The organism is Pseudomonas yangonensis, assembly GCF_009932725.1.
In the GTDB taxonomy this organism is placed as follows: Bacteria; Pseudomonadota; Gammaproteobacteria; order Pseudomonadales; family Pseudomonadaceae; genus Aquipseudomonas; species Aquipseudomonas yangonensis.
The window spans coordinates 1-1,597 of sequence record NZ_BLJU01000034.1 but is presented as its reverse complement, the minus strand read 5'-3'; the positions used below and the strand labels follow the sequence as shown (position 1 = coordinate 1,597).

The 1,597-nt window shown below is 57.6% G+C and carries 1 protein-coding gene; it reads left to right on the top strand.

The genetic code is table 11. The features are described from left to right. The first annotated feature begins 78 nt into the window (after positions 1-78). Positions 79-1,500 carry an IS1182 family transposase gene (locus GYB81_RS22900; protein ID WP_161867838.1) on the top strand — a complete coding sequence of 474 codons (1,422 nt, stop codon included), beginning with the start codon at positions 79-81 and terminating at the stop codon, positions 1,498-1,500. The last annotated feature ends 97 nt before the right edge of the window (positions 1,501-1,597 follow it).

Sequence of the window (1,597 nt, the reverse complement as noted above, 5' to 3'; positions counted from 1 at the left end):
CAGACTGTGTGAAAATCTAGCAGTCCGAGAGCAAGCTGAAGACAATGCCTCCATCAGTCGATGGGGGCATTGTCGTTTATGGGCTACATCCAGGGCGAAGGTCGTCAGCAAAGCAGCCTGTTTCCTCCCACATTGGAGGAGCTGGTACCGGAGGATCATCTGGTACGGGTGATCGAGGCCTATGTTGCTCGTCTGGATCTGCAGGCTCTGGGTTTCAGCAAGGCCGAGCCGCTCAAGACTGGACGTCCTGGCTATGATCCGGCGGATCTACTCAAGCTTTATCTATACGGATACTTCCAGCGCATCCGCTCCTCCCGGCGCCTGGAGGCCGAGTGCCAACGCAATGTCGAGGTGATGTGGCTGCTGGGCCGATTGGCGCCGGATTTCAAGACCATTGCCGATTTTCGCAAGGACAACAGTGCTGCTTTTCAGGCGACCTGCCGCACCTTCGTCCAGTTCTGTCGCCAGGTGGGACTGATCAGCGGGCAACTCGTGGCCATCGATGGCAGCAAGTTTCAGGCGGTAGCGTCGCAACGCAAGCATCTGAGCCTGACGAAGCTCAAGCGTCAACAAGCCAAGCTGGAGGCGCAGATCGCCCGTTATCTGGCAGAACTGGACGAGGCTGACCGCAGTGAGGCGGCTGAAGTGGTTGATCGCAGCGCGGTCAAGGCTGCGCTGCAGCACCTGGAGAGCCGACATGCCGATAACCTGACAGTCCAGGCGTTGATGGAGGTACAGGGGCTGGATCAGTTCGTCGTGGGTGAGGACGAGGCCCGCATGATGCGTACCCACCAGGGGGCTCGCGTGGCTTATAACGTGCAAAGCGCGGTAGATGGCGAGCATGGGTTGATCTTGCATCATGCCGTCACTCAGGACGGCAGCGATAACCAGCAACTGGAACCTATGGCCAAAACTGCCAAGGCTGTGCTGGAGCAGGAAGAACTGACGGTTACAGCCGATGCCGGCTACTCCAATGGTGAGCAGTTTCAAGCCTGTGACGATGCAAAGATCACGGCCTATGTACCGGCAAACCGGGGGATCAACAATCAGGGTGACGATACGCCGCTGTTCGAGCGTGACGCCTTCACCTATGACGCCACCCACGACCAGTACCAATGCCCGGCGGGCAAATGGCTACTGTTCAAGCAGGTCAGTGGCCTACAGCGCATCTATGCCGTGCAGGATGACTGCGCAGGCTGTCCATTGAAATCACACTGCACCAAGGCCAAGCGCCGATACGTGAGTCGGCATGTCCATGAAGCCGCGTTCGAACGCATGCATCAGCGGATGCAGGCACATCCGGAGATGATGGTCAGGCGTAGATCCATCGTCGAACATCCCTTCGGCAACCTGAAACAATGGATTTTGGGTAATGGTCGCTTCCTGCTCCGACAACTGCAGGGAGCTCGGACGGAAATGGCCCTGGCGGTCAACGCCTACAACCTGAAACGTGCCATCAATGTGCTGGGTGCCCGTCGGTTGATCGAACTATTGGGATAAGTCCCGTCTTCCATTTCCAGACATCAAAAACGCCAACGCCCCGAACCAGTCGGGGCGTTGGATTTGCCTATCGTCAGTGCGTTTTCACACGCTCTGA

Excerpts from the sequence above, each read along its gene's own strand:
- GYB81_RS22900 (WP_161867838.1), top strand. The coding sequence starts at position 79 with ATGGGCTACATCCAGGGCGAAGGTCGTCAGCAAAGCAGCCTGTTTCCT.